This window comes from Bacillus sp. JJ664, assembly GCF_036962205.1.
GTDB lineage: Bacteria > Bacillota > Bacilli > Bacillales > Bacillaceae_G > Gottfriedia.
The window spans coordinates 1-2,005 of the sequence record NZ_JBALMS010000217.1; the positions used below are offsets into that span (position 1 = coordinate 1).

2 protein-coding genes are annotated in these 2,005 nt (G+C 33.2%); one reads left to right on the forward strand and one right to left on the reverse strand.

Annotation, left to right across the window (positions count from 1 at the left end):
- The first annotated feature begins 6 nt into the window (after positions 1-6).
- On the forward strand, positions 7-900 hold the full coding sequence (locus V7056_RS20395; RefSeq protein WP_499704214.1) for a LysR family transcriptional regulator: 894 nt from the start codon (positions 7-9) through the stop codon (positions 898-900).
- Between the two features lie 106 nt (positions 901-1,006).
- On the opposite strand, the gene V7056_RS20400 is transcribed toward V7056_RS20395, so the two are convergent.
- On the reverse strand, positions 1,007-2,005 hold a 999-nt coding region (locus V7056_RS20400; protein WP_499704215.1), incomplete at its 5' end, for a spore germination protein.

The following is a 2,005-nucleotide window of genomic DNA, read 5'->3' on the forward strand; positions in this document are numbered from 1 at the left end:
GATTAGATGAATTTATTACAATTAGAGTACGTAATAGAGGTTGCTAAAACAAAATCATTAATTAGTGCTGCTGAAAATCTTCATATTTCACCTTCAGGTATTAGTAAAGCCATTAGTAATTTAGAAATGGAGCTTCAAACGAAGCTATTTAATCGATCGAGATTAGGTGCCGAGCTTACAGAAGAAGGTAAATTTATTGTTAGTAAAGCAAATGAAATTATGATGAAAGTAGAAGATATATCTATTTTTGCACATCAAAATAATTATCCTGAAAAAGTCAAAATATCTGTATCTGCTAATACTAATGCAATGTTTGTTATTCCTAGCACGCTAGTTTCATATAAAAAAAATTATCCTTATAGTCAAATTGAAGTTTTTGAAAAAAAGCCATATGCGATTCTGTCTGACATTAAAACGGAAAAGGCTGATTTTGGAATAACAGTATTTACTGACGAAATGGTAGCATCTAATCCAGATTTGGAATTTGAAGCAATTCACGAAGGTGGTACAGTAATATGTGTAAGCAAGAATTCTCAACTTGCCTTCTTGGAATATGTTCGAGTTGAGGACCTTGTAAATCAGTCTGTCATACTTTCGGAAGATCACCTTACGGAGGATTTTGTTAATGAATTAATTAAATATGTTCCAGACATGAATATATTGTTAACTACAAACAACGTAAACGTTATTTCTGAAACTGTATCTGAAGGGTTGGGAATTGTTTTTGCTATGAATATATTTTTAAATAAGGTCACAAATATTCAAAATGGAAATATTATTGTAATGCCATTTATCCATCCTCGTTCTCTTCGCTTTTTCTTTGGAATCGTTCGAACAAAACGGAAGAGATTGACCGAACACAGTAAACAATTTATTAAAGCTTTTAAACAAAATTTCTAATGCGAAAATGTTTTAAATGAAAGAATAGGTTCTATCTCCAATAAAAACGGATCCTCAATTGAGGATCCATTTTATTGGAGATATTATACTAAAGTTCAAATTATTATTATTTATCGTCGTGCGGATATTTGTGAGGACTGTTAATCAGCTTCTTTAAATCTCCACGATAAAATACATCTTTGAATTCTTGTGGACGAAAAGGAATGATCGGTGCTAAGAACGGTACACCGACTGATCGTAGACGAGACATATAAATCAACAAACATATGATACCAATGCCGATCGCGGTTAAACCCAAGAAATTACCAACGATTATAAAAATAAATCGTAACGGAGTTATTGCATTGGCCATCCCCCCTGTGATAAATAATAAATTGGTTAAAAAAGAAATCCCAACAATAATTAAACTAAGAGGATGAATTAGTTTGGCATCGACTGCTGTTGTGCTAACCACCATTGTTCCAACGAGAGATGCAACAATAATTAAATCGCTTGGTATCCGAAAGGAGGCCAAGCTTAATAAGTATAAAATAATTAGTAGTAATGTAATTTCTAGTAGATAAGGAAGTATAGTATCAGAGTGTGTAAAATATTTTTTTGCAAACTTAGTCGGGAACCATTTGCTATGAAAATTAGCTATTGCAAGATAAATACCCGGTAAGCAGAAAGTCAGAAAGTAACTAAACATGAAAAGCAATCGATTCGAAAACCTTCCAACTTTCGAATAGTATTCAGTTGGTTGCGTCATATGCTGAACGAATAATGAAGGTACAATCGATGCTAGCGGAGTACCATTCACTAATACCGCAATTCTCCCTTCATATAAAGCAGCAGCTGTTACGTCGGGCATTTCCGTATTGAAAACGAGAGGGAAAATTGTCTTCTTCCTTCCTTCCAAAGCATCTTCTACAACTCTAGGCTCTAAGACGTATTCGATATCAAGAGTTGAAATACGAGTTCGAACTTCTTCTAAAGCAATTTTATCAACTTTATTTTTTATATAAACTATCGAAAGGTCTGTTTTTGCAAAGTGCCCGATTTGCTTCGATTCCACGCATAAATCAGGTGATTGAATATAACTACGGATTAAATTCAAGTTCACTTT